At 38.9% G+C, this 18,066-nt stretch carries 16 protein-coding genes; 5 read left to right on the plus strand and 11 right to left on the minus strand.

What is annotated here, in order from left to right:
• The 5 genes from ACH30E_RS00035 to rpoN all read right to left on the minus strand — a co-directional run bounded on the left by ACH30E_RS00035 (window position 1) and on the right by rpoN (window position 8,270).
• Window positions 1–660: a hypothetical protein gene (locus tag ACH30E_RS00035; protein WP_294996321.1), complete on the minus strand. Its 660-nt coding sequence runs from the start codon at window positions 658–660 to the stop codon at window positions 1–3.
• A gap of 35 nt (window positions 661–695) precedes the next feature.
• On the minus strand, window positions 696–3,317 hold the full coding sequence (locus ACH30E_RS00040; protein WP_490823115.1) for an OmpA family protein: 2,622 nt from the start codon (window positions 3,315–3,317) through the stop codon (window positions 696–698).
• Entirely contained in the window at window positions 3,302–4,291 is a 990-nt protein-coding gene (locus ACH30E_RS00045; RefSeq protein WP_294996316.1) for a PorP/SprF family type IX secretion system membrane protein, read from the minus strand. The genes ACH30E_RS00040 and ACH30E_RS00045 overlap by 16 nt, the downstream gene beginning before the upstream one ends.
• 23 nt (window positions 4,292–4,314) lie before the next feature.
• Entirely contained in the window at window positions 4,315–6,642 is a 2,328-nt protein-coding gene (locus ACH30E_RS00050; protein WP_490823116.1) for a T9SS type B sorting domain-containing protein, read from the minus strand.
• A gap of 140 nt (window positions 6,643–6,782) precedes the next feature.
• Window positions 6,783–8,270, minus strand: coding sequence for an RNA polymerase factor sigma-54 (gene rpoN / locus ACH30E_RS00055; RefSeq protein WP_294996311.1), 1,488 nt, complete (start codon window positions 8,268–8,270; stop codon window positions 6,783–6,785).
• Between the two features lie 101 nt (window positions 8,271–8,371).
• Between rpoN and ACH30E_RS00060 the strand changes: the two genes are divergently transcribed.
• The gene (locus tag ACH30E_RS00060; RefSeq protein WP_294996308.1) at window positions 8,372–8,695 is read left to right on the plus strand and encodes a hypothetical protein; all 324 of its coding nucleotides are present in this window, start codon (window positions 8,372–8,374) and stop codon (window positions 8,693–8,695) included.
• A 44-nt stretch (window positions 8,696–8,739) separates the two neighbouring features.
• Here ACH30E_RS00060 and ACH30E_RS00065 read toward each other — a convergent pair whose 3' ends face one another.
• Window positions 8,740–9,957 carry a DegT/DnrJ/EryC1/StrS family aminotransferase gene (locus ACH30E_RS00065; RefSeq protein ID WP_490823117.1) on the minus strand — a complete coding sequence of 406 codons (1,218 nt, stop codon included), beginning with the start codon at window positions 9,955–9,957 and terminating at the stop codon, window positions 8,740–8,742.
• 128 nt (window positions 9,958–10,085) lie between these two features.
• On the opposite strand from ACH30E_RS00065, the gene ACH30E_RS00070 reads away from it, so the two are divergent.
• Together ACH30E_RS00070 and ACH30E_RS00075 are read left to right on the plus strand one after the other, a co-directional pair.
• Window positions 10,086–10,739 (plus strand): DsbA family protein, encoded by a 654-nt coding sequence (locus ACH30E_RS00070; RefSeq protein ID WP_490823118.1) that lies wholly within the window; start codon window positions 10,086–10,088, stop codon window positions 10,737–10,739.
• 84 nt (window positions 10,740–10,823) lie between these two features.
• Window positions 10,824–11,945, plus strand: coding sequence for an amidohydrolase family protein (locus ACH30E_RS00075; RefSeq protein WP_490823119.1), 1,122 nt, complete (start codon window positions 10,824–10,826; stop codon window positions 11,943–11,945).
• A gap of 86 nt (window positions 11,946–12,031) precedes the next feature.
• Here the strand turns inward: ACH30E_RS00075 and ACH30E_RS00080 are convergent, their stop codons facing one another.
• From ACH30E_RS00080 to ACH30E_RS00100, 5 genes are read right to left on the minus strand one after another with little or no spacing between them, the layout of a single operon-like run.
• A complete protein-coding gene (locus tag ACH30E_RS00080) occupies window positions 12,032–12,253 on the minus strand; it encodes a hypothetical protein (RefSeq protein WP_490823120.1) in 222 nt (73 codons plus the stop codon).
• 42 nt (window positions 12,254–12,295) lie between these two features.
• A complete protein-coding gene (locus ACH30E_RS00085) occupies window positions 12,296–12,832 on the minus strand; it encodes a DinB family protein (RefSeq protein WP_294996294.1) in 537 nt (178 codons plus the stop codon).
• 24 nt (window positions 12,833–12,856) lie between these two features.
• Entirely contained in the window at window positions 12,857–13,237 is a 381-nt protein-coding gene (locus ACH30E_RS00090) for a VOC family protein (RefSeq protein ID WP_294996291.1), read from the minus strand.
• Window positions 13,238–13,253: 16 nt separating this feature from the next.
• The gene (locus ACH30E_RS00095; protein ID WP_294996288.1) at window positions 13,254–13,751 is read right to left on the minus strand and encodes a hypothetical protein; all 498 of its coding nucleotides are present in this window, start codon (window positions 13,749–13,751) and stop codon (window positions 13,254–13,256) included.
• Between the two features lie 35 nt (window positions 13,752–13,786).
• Complete coding sequence (locus tag ACH30E_RS00100; RefSeq protein ID WP_490823121.1) at window positions 13,787–14,293, minus strand: hypothetical protein; 507 nt, start codon at window positions 14,291–14,293, stop codon at window positions 13,787–13,789.
• Between the two features lie 263 nt (window positions 14,294–14,556).
• On the opposite strand from ACH30E_RS00100, the gene ACH30E_RS00105 reads away from it, so the two are divergent.
• Window positions 14,557–14,970: a DUF5606 family protein gene (locus ACH30E_RS00105; protein WP_294996282.1), complete on the plus strand. Its 414-nt coding sequence runs from the start codon at window positions 14,557–14,559 to the stop codon at window positions 14,968–14,970.
• A 152-nt stretch (window positions 14,971–15,122) separates the two neighbouring features.
• Window positions 15,123–18,023 carry a serine hydrolase domain-containing protein gene (locus ACH30E_RS00110; protein ID WP_490823122.1) on the plus strand — a complete coding sequence of 967 codons (2,901 nt, stop codon included), beginning with the start codon at window positions 15,123–15,125 and terminating at the stop codon, window positions 18,021–18,023.
• The last annotated feature ends 43 nt before the right edge of the window (window positions 18,024–18,066 follow it).

The raw sequence follows: 18,066 nt of genomic DNA on the forward strand, positions 1-18,066 counted from the left end.
TTACATCACAAAAATATAGGAGACCCATTGGCATCCGGCACCCACTAGTAATCCAAAATAAATTTCCTTTTCCGTATGATCACTTACCAGTAAACGGGAGGTACATATGATTCCGGTAAGCAAAAGGGCAATACTAATAAACACACCGAATGGGGTTTGGTAATAATAGGAAAATAAAATAATAGCAGCAGCCGCACCGCCCGCTGCCATAGCATGCAGACTGATTTTCATGAAATTATTAAATACCAGTCCAACAGAGGTTGCAATAAAAATCCCCATAAAGAAAAACTTAAGCACAATGGGCTGGTCTGTAAAATTCCTGCTTAGATAGTACATCCACCAGTAAAAAAACATGGTGATCACAAAAGGAATGATGCGTTCTTTTTGGGTTTTCAGGAATATGCTTTCACTGAATTTTAAGCGCCACAAAAGAAATACAGCGAATGCCGGAAAAAAAGCTGTTAACCAAAACAAACCAAATAACCTCATCTTCAGTTGCCAGTTAGTGATACCCGCAAACTCATAAGGCACTTGTGTCATTAAAAAGAAGAAAACATAGGTTGGAATAAATAAAGGGTGAAACACATATGAAACAACTTTCCCTAACAACACTAAAATGAGTGGCTGCCTGTTTTCCTGAATTCCAACAACATCTTTCATATAAGACTTAAGGTTTTAACACCGCAAATCTACGACTACTTGTTGACTTTGATGAAATACACCACCGTATTCGTGTTGAAATCGCTTGAAATATTTACTTCTGTACGTTTATTATCCCCATCGGTGATTACCATTAATGCTGAGTTGGGTGGTGTGATACCAAGGCTTTCTGCAAAGAAAATCATTTCATTTTTACGTTGATCAGTATCCAGTTTAACATAGAAGGTTACCGGTTTACGCGTTAACAATAACTGTTTATAAACAACGATCTCTTTATTATAAATTACTGAGAGCGTGTCGTAATCAAAACTTCCATTGTCGTAAAGATCAATTCGAACCGAATCCGATTTTGTATACACAAACAATGGCTTACTTGGAATACGCATTTTCATTTCATCTACCAGATTTGATTCTTTAACTTTCGGAACAAATTCCAATAGTTCGCCAATATCAATTTTTTGTTCAAGCTTTCTATTTGCTTTGTTAGCATTTTTTAATGCTGTTGTTCCTTTCGATAATTTATCGTCATTAACTGGTGCTTGTTTCTTAAAGTTAAACCCACTCTTTTCCGTCGATTTATCAACTGATTTGGTATTAGTGGAAGCTTTTGTTTTATCCTTGGTTGAATTCTTATTCTTTATAACAGAAGCTGATTTGGTTTCTGCAGCAGGAGATATCGTTTTTTCTATGATTACATTAGATTCACGAGATGTAGGTTTGACAGTTAAAGTCTGATTGTTATCTGATTGCCCATCTACATCTATTTCATTTCCTGAAGGCTTCCATGTTGGGTGTTTGTCGGTCGTTAATATCAGATCCGATCTTCTGTTAGCTATTTGAGCAGCCTTATCATAAGTAGCATCTTCTTTACACGCCATCAGGAAATATCTTTTAGCGAAGAAATCAGTATTAATACGATCTGCTGTAATACCTTTTTTAATAAGATAAGCTTTTACCGATGCAGATCTTTTCTTCGACATACTTACATTAGCTTCTCTGCTTCCAATACAATCAGTAAATGATGCAATCAGGATATTCAATGTTGGATTTTCTTTCAACTGTTTAACCATTTGATCAAGTACCGGAATATCAACTTTACGAATCTTAGCACTTGCAAAATGGTAATTGATATTATAACGAGCCGTGGTAACCAATGATATAGAATCTGTTTCCTGCTTTATAGTATCTACCAATGTAACAGGTACAACTGTATCTTTTAAAGGTATTTCAATGCGTTTAGTGTTTAAAGGTGTATCTACTATATGCTTAACACTATCTACTTTAGGTTGATACGGTATCAGCAATCCATTAAAGATTTCCAGACAACAGGAAGAATTTCGGTCGGAACTGAATGATATGGTATCAGAACCTTTGTAGTTTCTGTAATACAGGTCATTCTTAGGTGAATTTATAGGCATACCAAGATTAACTGCCAGGGACCATTCTCCAACATCTGGCAATCCTTTGGTCTTAAATATATCCATTCCTCCGATGCCTATTCGTCCATCAGAGCTAAAGTATAAGGTACTATCTGCAACATCATAATAGGGCGAGACCTCATCGTTTTTTGTATTGATATTTATTCCGGCATTTATCGGATTACCATTCGGTTCTATGCCATTCATCTTAATAATCCAAATATCAAAACCGCCGTTTGTGCCAGCCTGGTCAGACGCATAAAAAAGAAATTCTCCCTCAGGAGTTATAAATGGTTGCTTTGATCTCGCTCCTTTTTGATTAATCGGTTCAGGTAAAATTACCGGTTTCCCCCATTTTGCCTGTTGCGAAGGTCGCTGTGTGAAATAAATATTGTATTGGTCTGGTTTTGCCTCCTCAGATTTCCATCCGGTAAAATACATGGTTAGTCCATCCGCAGATAAAGAACTCGCCCCAATATTAAAATTATCTGGAACTTCAATAACCAACTTTTGTACCGTTGGTGAAAGTTCATTACCTCCATAAAGACGAACAGGATAGGTTTTTTGTTTGCCGCGTTTTTCATGTCTTGAGCTTGTAAACAAAAAACTACTATCATTAAATTTTTCAAAGGCAAAATTCGATCCATCTGCAGAGAGGGTAGAACTGATTTTTTGTACAGTAGCTACCGGTGATTCATTCACTGCTTTTATGGCAAATAAACTAGAAGCCAAGCCTGTTTTGGCTATTTCTGTGTATTGGTCTTCCTGTTTATTATTATCAAGATAAGTAGTGAAAGCTATTTTGGCATTTTGCGGATCACCAGAAGCGAGTAGCATAGAGCCATACCAAAGCTTTGCCAATGGGTATCGGTTATCTCTTAAACCAAGATAGGTTTTGTATTGCAGCATAGCTGCCTGATAATTATCGTGAAGCCGGTAAGATTCTGCCAATTGATAGACAGCCCTGGTTCTTTCTGTAGGTTTAATTTTCGCCTTACCCCTAACAGGCAAATATGGATAAACCATTTTATTGGTTGTTTTTACCAGTGGACTATCATACAAAACAGCCTCATATAGTTTTGCAGCCTGGTAATAATTTTTGGATGCAAAGGAAGCGTCTGCTTTTTTCAATATTTTCTTTGCACGTTGGGCATACAAAGATTGCTGATGAAGTACCAGCGCAAATAGTATGAACAATAAATAATGTAAGCTATATTTTGGGGCTACAATCTTGGGCATACAAACTTAGTATCTGTGATTTTTTTTCTGCCAATAAAACTGATCGACAATTCATATCCACCATTTCCGGTTGAAGCTGATTTTATCTTAGACATATTAATATCATAACTAAAACCGATGGTTAATCCATTCAGGTGAATACCTATATTAGGTGCTACTGCATCATTCAAGCGATAAGCTGTTCCCAACAACAAATCAGCACCATCCTGAATTTGCATATTAAGTGATAAACCACCGGTTATTTCATGAGCATCTCCCTGCTTCAGCAATACGGCATGTGGTGTTAGCGCGAGCTTATCCGTCATATTAATACGCATACCGCCATGTACGGCAAATCGCATGGGTATTTTATTATCATTACCATTTGTAAGAAACTGATTTCCTGGTTTGGTAGGATGATACATACTTACACCAAAAAACACATTTGTTCGCTTATCTGGTTCGGCATCATAATAAACCAAACCAATACTTCCATCCAATGCGGTGGCATTGGTTCTTAAAAACTGTTCATTGGAAGGAAGAGTAGGATCATATCCAATCAATGGATTGTACTGATTACCATATTGAAATTTCCCCGGATCAACTCCTCTGTTCAGCATACCTACCTGAAAACCACCACTGATAATTTTGTACTCAGTTAGTCTTGCTTTATATGCCAGCGACAGGTATCCGTTATTATAATGATAACCGCCATCCCCAGTAGTTTGGTTTAATAAGGTTAGACCAACAGAAAAAGCATCTGAAACTGCTATATCGCCAGAAATACCTTTGGTAATAAATGGAGCGGAAATACTGGGCCATTGATATCGATAATTCGCGGAAACCCGGTAATAGCCATCATTTACACCTGTTAAAGCCGGATTAAGCCAAAGTGGATGCGCATAGTATTGCGTGAAATGAGCATCCATCTGTGCCAGGCTTTTACCGGCTATAAGTGTAAGGAGCATAATTGTTATTAGTAAATGTTTACGCATGCTTCACAAATTTTATCCATCAATTATCTGATCAGGTTAAATGAACCTGCTTTTTTAATACTGTTCCCAGTTGGTGTTTTTACTTCGAGCGCATAAGTATACCTGCCTGTCGGCGATTGACTTCCCTTATAAGAACCATCCCAACCTTTCTGTTTATCTGTTGTAATGAATAATTCCTGTCCCCATGGATTATAAATAACCAATCGCATTGTTTCTATCGTATTACCATATACCTGAAAAATATCGTTTACGCCATCTCCATTGGGTGTAAATACATTCGGCACATAAATTCCATCTCCAAATGGATTCAGGGTAGTTGCCACTACTTTAACACTATCGCTTGATTCACAAGCAAACCTGCCAATTGCCTTCACCCATAATTTTATGGTTTGATTAGGTTGTAATCCGCTGATGCTGTGTGTAAGTCCCTGAAAACCCGAAGAGGGATCATTATAAATTAACCCACTATCTGTACTTTGTTTATACCCCAATGCATCATCCACTGCATTCCATCGAAAACGAATTGAATTACCGGTAATATTATCAGTCAATACAACAGGAGCAGCTAATTTCTTTCGTACAAAAACGGTTGTATTGGCTGCTTTGGCCTGACATATATTGAGTATTCCTGTGGCATTTACCACATAACTGGAATCAGCTTTTATATTACTTGGTTTAATAAAATTACCCGTAGCAATTGCTGTTGCATTACCGGGCATATACCAATGATAGGTAATGCCTGCTTGTGGATTTTCAATAAACAAAGAGTCTGATTCCCCACTACATACAGAATCTTTTGCCGAAAGGATAATAAAATCTTTTATCTCTTCTCCCAATACTACTTCAGTACTGTCTTTAGCAGTACAAATTCCGTCATCAACTGTTACGGTATATTTTCCGGTTTGTTTAACCCAGAGTGTTTGTGAAGAAAATCCATTGTTCCATGAATAAGTATTAAAACCGGCACCTGCATCTATAAGTGTACTATCAGCACAAACCTTTACACTATCAGTTAAGGATCGTGTTATTGCATGCACTGTTATAAGTATACTGTCTTTAGCTATTTCCGAACCAATGGTTCTGGTAACGGTGTATCGGGTTGTTTTATCGGGTTCAACAGAAATATTCTTTGTTGTGGCCCCTGTAGACCATGTATATATTGTATCTGGCTTTGGGGCACTTGTTGAGTCGGGATAATATGCCCATATCCCATCATACCTGGCCCAGATAATTCTTTTATCTACTTCATCATAATAGGCATAATTATTTAAGGTAGTTCTTGGCATTGCCGGTGGTCGAACAGTTCCTTCGGGATCGAATTCAACAAAACCTGCGTCTTTGGAAGGAGTAAAGCGAAATGTTTTTTGTGTATTCGTAAGAAACTGATTGGTGATAAAATCACCGGTAGGTTGAAATCCACCAAATAAATAAAACCGTGATTTTTCATAATCATAGGCCAATGCTCCTTCATATTGAATAGAAGGATCATTTATCGGTAATATATTTTTGAACTGATAAGTAGCCAGGTCTAATTCCCATAAATCTTTGAGCCAGCAAAAAATGCCTGTTGCTGTTGCCCATGGACTTCCCAATGTGCAGCTACCTGTTAACTCGCTACCGCTATAATTACCTTGTCCTGAAAAAAGATAGAGTTTAGACCCATCTTTATTACCTGCTACAATATTTCCACCCTTAGGGGGAGCCATATCTATTGCCGGATTGTTTTTTTTCATCTGCCAGGCTATCCCATCATGTTCATAAATCCAGCTTTTAACCTGTGCTGAGCCGTATCCACCGTAAAGTCCTGGTTGTTGTAACAATGGATTCCAATAAACTGATGCACCATAACATTCATTATCTGCTGCACCGCTACCCACAAGCGACCAAGTGCCACCATCTGCCGGAAGTGCATATATATTATCACGACCACTTCGTGAACACAATAAACGATTATTGACCGGGTCATATACAAACTCCGAATAGTCACCAGGCCAATTAGCAGCAGGAATAATTTTTACTTCGTTTTTTTTAAGGTCAAATCTTGTAACAGTCCGATTAATAATGGAATAGAGAAATTGATTTACCCTATCATAACCAAATGGTTTGATATTGAAAAAAGCCGGATTGATTTGTGTACTACTAATCAACAGTTTCCATACCCCAGGCAAAATAGTATCTTTTGGTAATGGGTCACGCAATTGAAGTTCAACTGTAACACCTTTACAAATAGTTGTATCAGACTGAATAATAAATCGGGAAGTATCTGGCCGAATTGAGGCGAGCAGATAGTGTTGAGGCATGGCTATACCTATAGCCATGAATAAAGCAAATAAAACCTTTCGCTTTTTCACGTGGATGGATATTGAATTTTAACTGCCTTAGCAGGTTAAAATAAAGGTAGCTAAAAGCAGAAAAATAAATGAGATTAGTTGTCGTAAAACAACAGAAAATTAAAAGATTAAAGTAAATGAAGAATAAAGTAGGGATATCACTACAACTCTTTGCGTAATCTTGCTACGGGTATGTTCAATTGCTCCCGGTATTTGGCAACAGTTCTTCTAGCAATATTGTATCCTTTCTCTTGCAACATGTCTGTCAGCACTTCATCACTCAGTGGTTTACGCTTATCTTCTGCTTCAATAATATCACTCAAAATTTTCTTCACTTCTCTCGTACTTACTTCTTCCCCACTATCTGTACTGAGTGATTCGCTGAAGAAAAATTTAAGGCGATATGTGCCGAATTCTGTTTGCACAAATTTGCTGTTCGCAACACGACTAACAGTAGATATATCCAGACCAGTTAATTCAGCTATATCTTTTAATATCATCGGGCGCATGGCTGTTTCATCGCCTGTCAGGAAAAATTCCTGCTGGTGTTTCATAATGGCACTCATGGTACCAATCAATGTATCCTGCCTTTGTTTGATCATATCAATAAACCATTTGGCAGAATCAATTTTCTGTTTGATGAATAAAACAGCTTCTTTCTGTCTTTTATCCTTCTTGCTCCCCCTTTCATATTCTTTCAGCATATCCCTGTATCCTTCACTAATCCTGAGGTCGGGTGCATTTTTGGCGTTTAGGGTAAGTTCGAGTTTACCGTTGTTGTTGAGCATGAAAAAGTCAGGAACAATATAACTTTCTGCTTTGTTGATTTCGCCAACATTACCCCCGGGTTTGGGATTGAGTTTAATGATCTGGTTGATCACCTCTTTTATCTGATCGTCTGTAAGGTTCAGACCCCGTTGTATTTTCTCGTAGTGCTTTTTAGTAAACTCATCAAAATATTTCGAGAGCACCTGAATAGCCAATTCAACAGCACCTCCTTCTGACAATTTCCTTTTTAGTTGCAGTAACAAACATTCCTTCAGATCACGGGCGCAAACACCTGGTGGATCGAATTGTTGTATTTCCTGAATAATGGCTTCAATTTCTTTTTCGTCTACGGAAAGTCCCTGACGAAAAGCAAGGTCATCTGAAATAGAACTGAGTTCACGGCGCAGGTATCCATCATCATCCAAACTACCAACAACTTGTTCAGCTATCTTATAGCGACGCTCATCTAGCTCGAGCATGCCAAGCTGGTTTAGCACCAATTCATGAAAACTAGTTTCAACCCGAATAGGAATCACTTTCTGATCATCCATTTCAGGATAATTATCATCCTTTAATTTATAATCCGCAATCTCTCCATCATCATCCATTACGTATTCACTGATATCTACATTTTCATAATCCTCTTCACTACCATCCCGTTCTATATCATCGTCCTGCGTTTCAAATTCATCTTTCATTTCATCACCAAACTCATCTGCATGACCTTCTTCATCCATTTCCAATGCTGGATTCTCTTCTAGCTCCTCCTTAATTCTTTCTTCCAGATTGGCAGTAGGTACCTGCAACAGTTTCATTAACTGAATCTGTTGTGGTGACAGCTTTTGCAGCAATTTCTGTTGTAGTGACTGGCTTAACGACATATTACAATCTAAATACAAAAATAAACATCAGGTATTCCATAACCTGGCTTTAACAGCGCTTAAATATAAAACGCTGTAAATTTACATACAATCAATGCAAGATGATGGCGAAACGGATTTGTTTGTTTGTGAATTTATTAGTAATTACTGTCATATCGGCCAAAGCTCAGATGACCAGCAAACCCGTTATGCTTACCCGGCCATTGTCTGATAGTACTATATACACTGGATTTCGTTTGGTACCTGAAAACTATTATAGCAACAACCTTACCTTTTTTTGTAAGAAGGAATTGCAAATCGAAAAAATCACCAAATTGCCTTTACGTTTCAGGTTAGGAAGTCTCGATCAGGTTAACAAACTTGAAGGTAAACATCAGCGCTTTCTGCCTGCTTCCATGAAGCAGCAATATCTGCTTCACAAATAATAATTGTACATTATTTTGATCCCAATAAGGAGCCAGATTATTTACTATGCATGTATTGTGCTACCAGCAAGTACTTTGCGAATAGCTGCCGATAATTTCTCTCCCTTTTCTTTGATTTGTTCATCGGTCCACAATAATCCAATGGCTGTAGAAATACACCTGCTCATTACGGCATCACTTGCTGCAAAATGGGTTGACTGCAATTTCAATAGAGCTTTTTCCTGTTGTTCATTTAATTTATTCAGGCTGGCGGCGGTTTTGAGGTGATCCCATTTGGCTATATAATGCCAGTTATTGGCATACCAGTAAAAATTACCTGCAAGTATTCCCTGCTCTTTTAATTCAGCTACTACTGCTTTTGTGAGTGCTTCAGTAGGTAAGAACCAGGAAAGAAATGAACAACTATCACCTGCTTCATCAGGTACTTTTCTGAAACTTACTTCAGGTATTGCTTCGAGATAAGCGCGTAAAGCTTTATTGTTTTTTCGTTGTAATGCGAGGAATGTATCCAACTTGCGAATTTGTGCAAGTCCAACAGCCGCATGCAATTCACTGATCCTGAAATTATAACCAAGGAAGGGATGCAGGTCGGCACCACGATCAGCACCTAAGTGATCATGTCCATGGTCAGTATACCCATCAGACTTGGTATAAACCGCTTCATTATTTGTCATAACAACCCCACCTTCCCCACATGTAATGGTTTTTACAAAGTCGAAAGAGAAAGTACCTGCATCTCCGATTGTACCAAGGGCTTTGCCTTTATAAGTACCGCCAATACTTTGGCAGGCATCTTCCAATAAAATAAGGTTATGTTCTTTACAAATTTCTTTCAATGCATCCAGATCTGCCATGCTTCCACACATGTGTACCGGCATGATACATTTGGTTCTCGGTGTTATTGCGGCCCTTACAGCGGCTGGATCTAAAGTGAGTGTTTCATCAATATCAACAAGTACAGGTACAGCACCAACACTTAATACGGCTTCAAAACTCGCAACGAAAGTGAATGCAGGCATAATAATTTCATCCCCATAACCAATATGCAAAGCAGCCATGGCAGTGGTAAGTGCTGCTGTACCACTTGAAGTTAACTGTGCATATTTGCAGCCAAATACTTCTGTAATGGCTTTTTCAAGTTCCTGTGCCTTCCAGATTCCTTTGCGAGGCCCATCAAAACCATAACGCATCAGGATCCCTGTTTCCAGGACGTCATTCACTTCTTTTCTTTCCTCATCACCAAATAGTTCAAAACCGGGCATAAAATTGATTTAGGAAGCAAAAATAGAAAGGAAATTCCAATGTCTGATGTCAGATCTCAGATGGCAGATTTATTTTACATCTGCCATCTGAGATCTGACATCAACAAATTCAAATGTACCTTTACACCATGACACCTACATTATTCTATTGTTACGACGCCTATTGTGGTTGGTGCTATGGGTTTAGCCCTGTTATACAGCAGATTCATCAGAATTACCCTCAGTTACCGGTTGAAGTTTTATCGGGTGGTATGATTTTGCCGGAAGAACCTGTATCTATAGCTGCTACAGCTGGTTATATTCAAAAGGCCTATAAAACAGTGGAGGAATATACCGGTATTAGTTTTGGACCAGACTATTTATGGCATATTAATAACCCTGATTTAAGCGACTGGTTTCCCAACTCAGAAAAGCCTGCTATAGCTTTATGTATTTTCAAAGAATTCTATCCCGATAAACAGGTTGCATTTGCCTCAGATTTACAATATGCATTGCATTTTGAAGGAAGAGATCTTACCGATGATGAAGCTTATAGACATTTATTAGAGAAATACAGTATAAACCCTGAAACCTTTTATACCAAACTAAAAAGTGAGGAATATAAAGAGCAGGCCTATTATGAGTTTTCGTTGGTGAAGCAGCTTCAGGTTACAGGTTATCCATGTTTGTTATTGCAGGTTAGCGAATCTAAATTTCATTTGCTTGCACGAGGCTATACTGACTATGAAACCTTGAAAGCAAGGCTGGATGCAGTTTTGAACGAATTAATGAACGGTAATTAAATTACGAAAGAAAACGTTAAGATTTAAGAGTGGCGCAAGCATTTAGCTGATGAATAATAGTTTCCATTTTCAAACCTAACACACATGAAACAGACCTTTACGATTGCCTTATCACTGTTTACATTACTGGCTACTGCACAAAAAGCTACCATGGATTTCGAAAAATATGAGCCAATAAGTAAGCTGATTGTTCCTGAACATAAAGTTTTACGAGCAAAATTTCCTTTTATTGATGTGCATAATCACCAGTTCAGTATGCCCACACAAGATGTAAAGGCTTTATTGAAACAGATGGATGAACTCAATATGCGTGTGATGGTTAACCTGAGTGGAAGAGGTTTTAAATCGGTTGGCGGACAGTTTGGTATCCAGGACCCGCAATACCTTGTTGATGCAATAGCTAATGTAAAAAAAGCGACTCCTAATCGTGTTATTCAATTTACCAACGTTTCATTTATTGGAGTTGGTGAAGCCGGCTGGGCCGATAATGCCGTAAAAGAACTTGAAAGAGATGTGAAAGCTGGTGCGAATGGTTTAAAAATATACAAGAACCTTGGTTTCAGTTTTAAGGATAATACAGGTAAATTATTACGTATCGATGATCCCAGGCTCGATCCAATCTGGGCTAAATGTGGTGAGTTGAAAATTCCTGTACTCATCCACAGCGCCGATCCCGAACCATTTTGGGAACCCTTAGATGATAAAAACGAACGTTGGCTTGAGCTGGCTACCCGTCCGGATAGAAAACGCAGTGATACCGACCCCGCACCCTGGGCCGACCTGATTCAACAACAACATAATATCATTAAGCGGCACCCAAAAACAAATTTCATTGCAGCGCATTTTGGTTGGTATCCGAATGATCTGGCTAAACTGGGGAGCTTACTAGATGCAATGCCCAATATGTATGTTGAATTTGGGGCAATCATTGCGGAACTTGGTAGACAACCCCGTATGGCAAAAGCCTTTTTTGATAAATACCAGGACAGGATAATGTTTGGTAAAGACAGTTGGGTGCCAGAAGAATATCCAACTTACTTCAGGGTTTTAGAAACGAATGACGAATATTTTCCTTACCATAAAAAATACCATGCTTTTTGGAAAATGTACGGAATGGGGTTAAGTGATGAGGTACTGAAAAAAGTATATTATAAAAACGCCCTACGCATTATACCCAATATTGATAAAACATTGTTTCCTGATTAGTATAAATTGTAAAGCCACAGATTCACAGATTATAATCGCATAATCTGTGAATCTGTGGCTTTTAATAATAGCCGCTGGCACGTTTACTATTCTTCTAATAGAGGATTTCTTTCCTTTCTCCTGAAACGTTTAAACAAATCGTCTGGCAACAAAAGACAAATGCCTTCATAAGATAACAGCGTAATAAGTACTGCTCCGATGAATTCAAGTTTATCCACTTTAGGTAATAAGATAAACCAAACCAGCACCGCAAGAATCAGGAACAATATTACTCTCCTGGGTGTAGCCAATATTTTTAACTTCCGCATATTTAAAAATATAAAATACTTTGTTAATCATGTATTAAAGCATTAGAACAATTTCTCTGCAGGAGGTGTAACACCTTGAAAACGAATATAAATAGTACATTGACCGCGATGGTGTGTCTGGTGTTCGTGTGCTTTTGAGATCCAACTTAATCTCGACTCATCAAAGTTGCCGCGTTTTACCATTTCACCAAATTTGGAAGCATCCATTTCTTTAATGCCGGCAATAGCAAAATCATAAGCCGCATTTACATAATAGGTTACCGAATCTTTTGTTTGCGCGGTTGCCGATTGTTCCATATTAAATCCTGGAAAAATTCTTGCTTTACCTGTTCCATTTGCACTTAGTCCAATCGTTCCTTGTGCAAGGTGTAACATTTGTTGTGAAAAACTTCGAATACCATCAACAGGTTTCACCGTGTATTTATCCGCAGGCATTGCAGCCAGGTATTCATCTGTATACGCTTTAGCTCTTTCCCAATCCTTGATCAAATTTGCTTTAATCGATTCATTGGATAGTTGCGCATCTGAAAATTTTGCGAAAAGCAAAAACAGCATGCAGCAAGTCATCATTTTTTTCATTGTTTGTTTATTTTGGTTATTATTTTATTGAGGTACGTTATGTAATGCAACACGGTTTCCTTCAGTATCCAGAAATACAGCCATACAACCATATTCAGGTGAAATTTCAGTTTTTGGAACCAATATTTTACCGCCTGCTGCCTCAATCCGGTCAAGTACAATTTGTACATCAGGATTAGCATTCAGGTACACGAGTGGACCATGCGTTGCAGATGGTTGGTGAAAACCTCCACTATCACAAAGAGCACCAGCAATTGATTCCGGACTGCTCACCGGAAACATCCGCATTTTTATATTAGGGAAATCGAGTGGTATCATACTGAATTGAAAGATAGCTTCATAAAATTTCTGCGCCCTTTCAATATTCGATACGGGTATTTCAAACCAACTAATGGCATGTTGCATAATTTTTTGTTTTAGTTTAGAGTTTTGTTTTTGTTTCTTTTAATCCTTTACCCTGAAGATATTCAAGTAGTTCCCTTGCCTCTTCCCCACCTCTCTGCGCGTGATGTAAGAGGGTTAGTCCATGTGGCCCTCTTGCAAAAACATAAGAAGGAAATGATTCCAGATAGGGTTTTACAATCGTTGTTTTACCTAACATAGTAAGTACAAACAAATTTGTTCTTGCTCCTTTATCTATCAAATACAAAGCAATTTCTTTATTACCTACATGACCCGCACCTTCCAGTGCAGTTTCAAAATCACCTCCTCCAAGATCATGTGCTGCATAAATTAATTCCGGTTGGGCCGCATACATTTCTTTCACTTTTGCAAGGTTATTATGTCCGGCACTTACAAATTCCTGAATCATTTGTTTGTCAAGTTGCGGCGGCCGATTCGTTTGTCCAATGGCTGCACCAGCTACATATAATGAAGCTGCCCCAGCCGAAAATGTTTTTATAAATGTTTTACGTTCCATTATATATTGTACGCAATAGCTCTGCGTAACATTTATTATTTACGACGATATTCGAGATCAAAATCTGTTTTCCAGGTCTTCCCTTCATCTGTTGAACTTTGTCCATGCTGCCTAACCTTATCTTTTGAAAGTGGTGTAAACACCATTCGCATAATTTTAAATGTTTTATCTGGCTGCGGCATCTTGGCTGTTTCCATGATCATCGATCCATTTTCAAAATATCCGTTCAGGTATTCAGTAACGCCACCGCTGTTATCAACCCAATATTGTTGCCATTTCCCTTTTGCACCATTATAAGTATTAAAGCTTTTTCCGCTTGAGCCACCTTTGCTGTACCAGTTTTCTAGTAGCACACAACTGTCGAGTAAACGTTCCACTTTACTGGTACCCGCCAGTTGACCGTTAGTAGCAAATACATCCCATTCCCCGATCCAAAAATCAAATTGCTGATATACAGGCTGATCGGCGCAATGAGGACGTTTCGCATTTTGAGAGATAGAAAAAAGTGGTAATAATAATAGCGTGAGCAATACGGTTTTCATAGCAGGCAATTTTTCAGAAGACAAAGAACAGCTTGTCAATTATGCATCGCTTGTCACAAATTATAACCTCTCATCGATGAATCCTACCGTTTCGGTACAATTTTGATAGCCGGCTGCAGATAGAGGTCCATAAGCAAGTTGTCTGGTAGAGAAATGCAGGAAACCGCATCAGAAAAGGGCAGGAAGAAACCTATAGAATAAATCATAAACCAGCTCCGAGTCTAACCCTTTTTCCCTTACTTTGCAGCCCTAATAATATGTATATGGAGTATAGTAAACTGATATCAATTACCGGCCTTAGTGGTTTATTTGAAATGGTAGGCAGTAAAACAGATGGTGCTATTGTTCGTTCTTTAGACGACAAAACAACCAAATTCGTAAGCAGCCGGGTACATAATTTCTCGCATCTTGAGAGCATTGAAGTATATACCGTTCGTGAAAACGTGAACCTGGTAGAAGTATTTCAAGCAATGCTCGCTAGCAAGGAAGCTTTGCCTGCTGAGGGAGATCCAAAAGCAGTAAAAGCCTATTTTGAAAAAGTATATCCTGATATGGATTTTTCGCGCGTTTATGCCAGCGATATGAAGAAAATGGTGAAATGGTTCGGTATCCTGAAAGCGAATGAAGTAGAATTAAAAATAACGGAGGAAACCGAAGAAGAAGAAACTGAAGCCTAAACTTCAAAAGACCTCTAATTATATCAGCCGCACCCAAAAGTGCGGCTTTTTTGACCCTATATAAGGCAGTATTTTGGGGCAAAGCCTTAAAAAAACCGCAAAAAACCGCAAGATTAAGCAGAATCCTTAACTTGTGGGCTGAACATTTTTATATGAAAAGATCGCTTCTTGCTGTTATATGTATGTTGCTTTTGAGCAGTTTATCGGCCCAACAGTTTTATGAGCATACCCCTGCCGCTGATAAATGGGTGAGGAAACAGTTTCGTAAACTTTCGAAAGACCAACGTATTGCCCAACTTATGATTATAAGGGCACATAGTAACCTGGGGCCGGATCATGTAAAAGAAGTAACAAATCTTATTAAGAAATACAACGTAGGTGGACTTTGTTTTTTCCAGGGTGGGCCTGTTCGTCAGGCTAAGCTGACTAATTTCTACCAGGGCATTGCCAAAACACCATTAATGATTGCTATCGATGGTGAATGGGGATTAGGCATGCGTCTCGATAGTGTGATCAACTTCCCAAGACAACTGATGATGGGAGCGGTGCCGGATGCACGATTGATTTATCAGTTTGGTGTTGCAGTAGGTGAACAATGTAAAAGAATTGGCATCCATGTAAACTATGCTCCGGATATTGATATTAATAATAACCCGATGAACCCTGTTATCAACGACAGGAGTTTTGGAGAAGACAAATACAAAGTTGCACTCTATGGTGTTCAATATATGAAAGGAATGCAAGACATGGGCGTAATGGCTTGCGCCAAACACTTTCCAGGACATGGCGACGTAAGCGTAGACTCACATTACGATCTACCGGTAATCAATAAATCACGTGCACAACTTGATCAGCTTGAGTTGTATCCATTCCGCGAACTGATTAAAGCAGGCGTAGGTAGCATGATGATTGCTCACCTCGCCATTCCATCCATCGACACAACCGCCAACCTGCCAACCTCTCTTTCAGTAAAAAACGTAACAGACTTATTACGCAACGAACTTGGTTATCAGGGTATTTCTTTTACAGATGCTTTGGAAATGCAGGGTGTAGCTAAATTTTTTCCGAAAGGTGATGCTTCCGTAATGTCGCTGATCGCAGGAAATGATATGCTTTGTCTGCCCGGAGATATTCCCGGCAGTATCGCAGCAGTTAGAAAAGCCATAAAAGATGGCCGACTGAATTGGGATGATATTAATGCCCGGGTAAAAAAAGTATTACTTGCTAAATACCATCTTGGACTAAATAAAAAACAGGTAATTGATACTAATAATATTGCGGCAGACCTCAATGCAAAAACGGAAGAAATTAAAAAAGCACTCGCTGCAAATGCACTAACCTTATTGCGTAAAACAAATGATAACCTGCTTCCGATGAAAGCACGTAAAGTAGCATTTGTCGGCATTGGGATTGATAAGCCCAATAATTTTGCCAACCGCATAAAACAGGAACTGAATGCTGAGTTTTTCTTTTTTGAAAACAAAGACAACAGTGAAAAAGCAGCCAATATTTTACAACAACTTACTAATTATGATGCCGTAGTTGTAGGCTTTCATAATTACAATCGCAGGCCAGCTAACCAGTTTGGATTGAGCAAAAACAGTATCGAATTATTATCGAAGCTCCAGCAAAACAACAGTATCACTTTTGCATTTGGCAACCCTTATGCTGTTCAATACATATGTAATGCCACAAACCTGGTTGCGTGCTACGAAGATGATGCCATCACACAAGAAGCTGCTGCAGATCTTTTATTTGGCAAAATAACCGCAAAGGGTAAACTACCTGTAACCGTATGTGATGGATTTCATTTTGGTGATGGCATAGTCTACAACAACAGTTTGCCTATTGCCGTTCCAGAGTCAGTAGGATTAATCAGCGATTCTCTGAATAAAATTGCCACCATTGCCCAGGCTGCTATCGACAGTGGTGCCACACCTGGCATGGTTGTACTGATTGCAAAAAATGGCAAGCTGGTTTATCATAAATCATTTGGCTATGTAAATACCGACAAGCAGGTTCCGATGAGCAATGGAATGGTCTTTGATCTTGCTTCTGTTACCAAGGTTTCGGCAACCACAGTGGCCATCATGAAATTGTATGAAGAAGGAAAAGTTGAACTGGACAAAACCCTGGGAGATTACCTCACATGGGTTCAAGGAACTGATAAAGCAGGATTAAGATTAAGGGATATTTTATTGCACCAGGCAGGTTTAAATCCTTTTATCCCCTTTTACCGCGAAGTAATTGATACTGCAACAGGAGCTCCAAAGCCACAATATTTTGTGCAGTCACCTACCCCACAATATGCTTATAGAGTGGCTGAGAACCTTTACCTGCGCAACGATTGGCAGGATACCATGTATAGCCGTATCCTGAAAAGTAAATTAACTGCACAAGGGAAATATGTTTATAGTGATAACGATTTTATTTTCCTGGGTAAAATTGTTGAAGCAGTCAGCGGTATCTCGCTCGATAGTTATGTACGCAAAACTTTTTATGAACCGCTTGGCATGACAACAACCGGCTTCAGACCACGTAATACCATGCCATTAAGTGATTTGGTTCCTACTGAAGTAGAAGCACATTTTCGCAGACAGCAAATGCATGGCGATGTACATGATGAAGGTGCGGCTATGTTTGGTGGTATTGCCGGACATGCCGGTTTGTTCAGTAGTGCCTATGACCTTGCCAAACTATACCAGCTTTTATTGAACGGAGGAGAGCTTAATGGGGTGAGACTATTAAAAAAAGCTACTATCGACTTATTTACCGCCTATAATAGTGAAATCAGCCGCAGAGGGCTGGGGTTCGATAAACCTGAAAAAGACAATGCTACCCGTAAAGAACCCTATCCTTCACTAAGTGTTTCTGCTGCAACATTTGGACATACCGGGTTTACCGGAACCTGCGTTTGGGTTGATCCTGAGCAGCAACTGGTTTATATTTTTCTGTCAAGCAGGGTAAATCCGACCAGAAACGACAATAAACTGGGCAAAATGAATGTGCGTCCAAACATTCAGGAAGCCATTTATGGAGCTATAAAGAAGTAGAACCATATTTCTGGTATTTCTCGCTGTTAGCCGTTAACTTCGT

This window comes from Sediminibacterium sp. FW305-C-61 (assembly GCF_058231065.1).

Coding starts and splice junctions, on each gene's coding strand:
- ACH30E_RS00045 (WP_294996316.1), bottom strand. CDS start 4,291: ATGCGTAAACATTTACTAATAACAATTATGCTCCTTACACTTATAGCC.
- ACH30E_RS00095 (WP_294996288.1), bottom strand. CDS start 13,751: ATGGAACGTAAAACATTTATAAAAACATTTTCGGCTGGGGCAGCTTCA.
- ACH30E_RS00070 (WP_490823118.1), top strand. CDS start 10,086: ATGACACCTACATTATTCTATTGTTACGACGCCTATTGTGGTTGGTGC.
- ACH30E_RS00035 (WP_294996321.1), bottom strand. CDS start 660: ATGAAAGATGTTGTTGGAATTCAGGAAAACAGGCAGCCACTCATTTTA.
- ACH30E_RS00075 (WP_490823119.1), top strand. CDS start 10,824: ATGAAACAGACCTTTACGATTGCCTTATCACTGTTTACATTACTGGCT.
- ACH30E_RS00105 (WP_294996282.1), top strand. CDS start 14,557: ATGGAGTATAGTAAACTGATATCAATTACCGGCCTTAGTGGTTTATTT.
- ACH30E_RS00100 (WP_490823121.1), bottom strand. CDS start 14,293: ATGAAAACCGTATTGCTCACGCTATTATTATTACCACTTTTTTCTATC.
- ACH30E_RS00110 (WP_490823122.1), top strand. CDS start 15,123: ATGAAAAGATCGCTTCTTGCTGTTATATGTATGTTGCTTTTGAGCAGT.
- rpoN (WP_294996311.1), bottom strand. CDS start 8,270: ATGTCGTTAAGCCAGTCACTACAACAGAAATTGCTGCAAAAGCTGTCA.
- ACH30E_RS00085 (WP_294996294.1), bottom strand. CDS start 12,832: ATGAAAAAAATGATGACTTGCTGCATGCTGTTTTTGCTTTTCGCAAAA.
- ACH30E_RS00090 (WP_294996291.1), bottom strand. CDS start 13,237: ATGCAACATGCCATTAGTTGGTTTGAAATACCCGTATCGAATATTGAA.
- ACH30E_RS00065 (WP_490823117.1), bottom strand. CDS start 9,957: ATGCCCGGTTTTGAACTATTTGGTGATGAGGAAAGAAAAGAAGTGAAT.
- ACH30E_RS00080 (WP_490823120.1), bottom strand. CDS start 12,253: ATGCGGAAGTTAAAAATATTGGCTACACCCAGGAGAGTAATATTGTTC.
- ACH30E_RS00040 (WP_490823115.1), bottom strand. CDS start 3,317: ATGCCCAAGATTGTAGCCCCAAAATATAGCTTACATTATTTATTGTTC.
- ACH30E_RS00060 (WP_294996308.1), top strand. CDS start 8,372: ATGATGGCGAAACGGATTTGTTTGTTTGTGAATTTATTAGTAATTACT.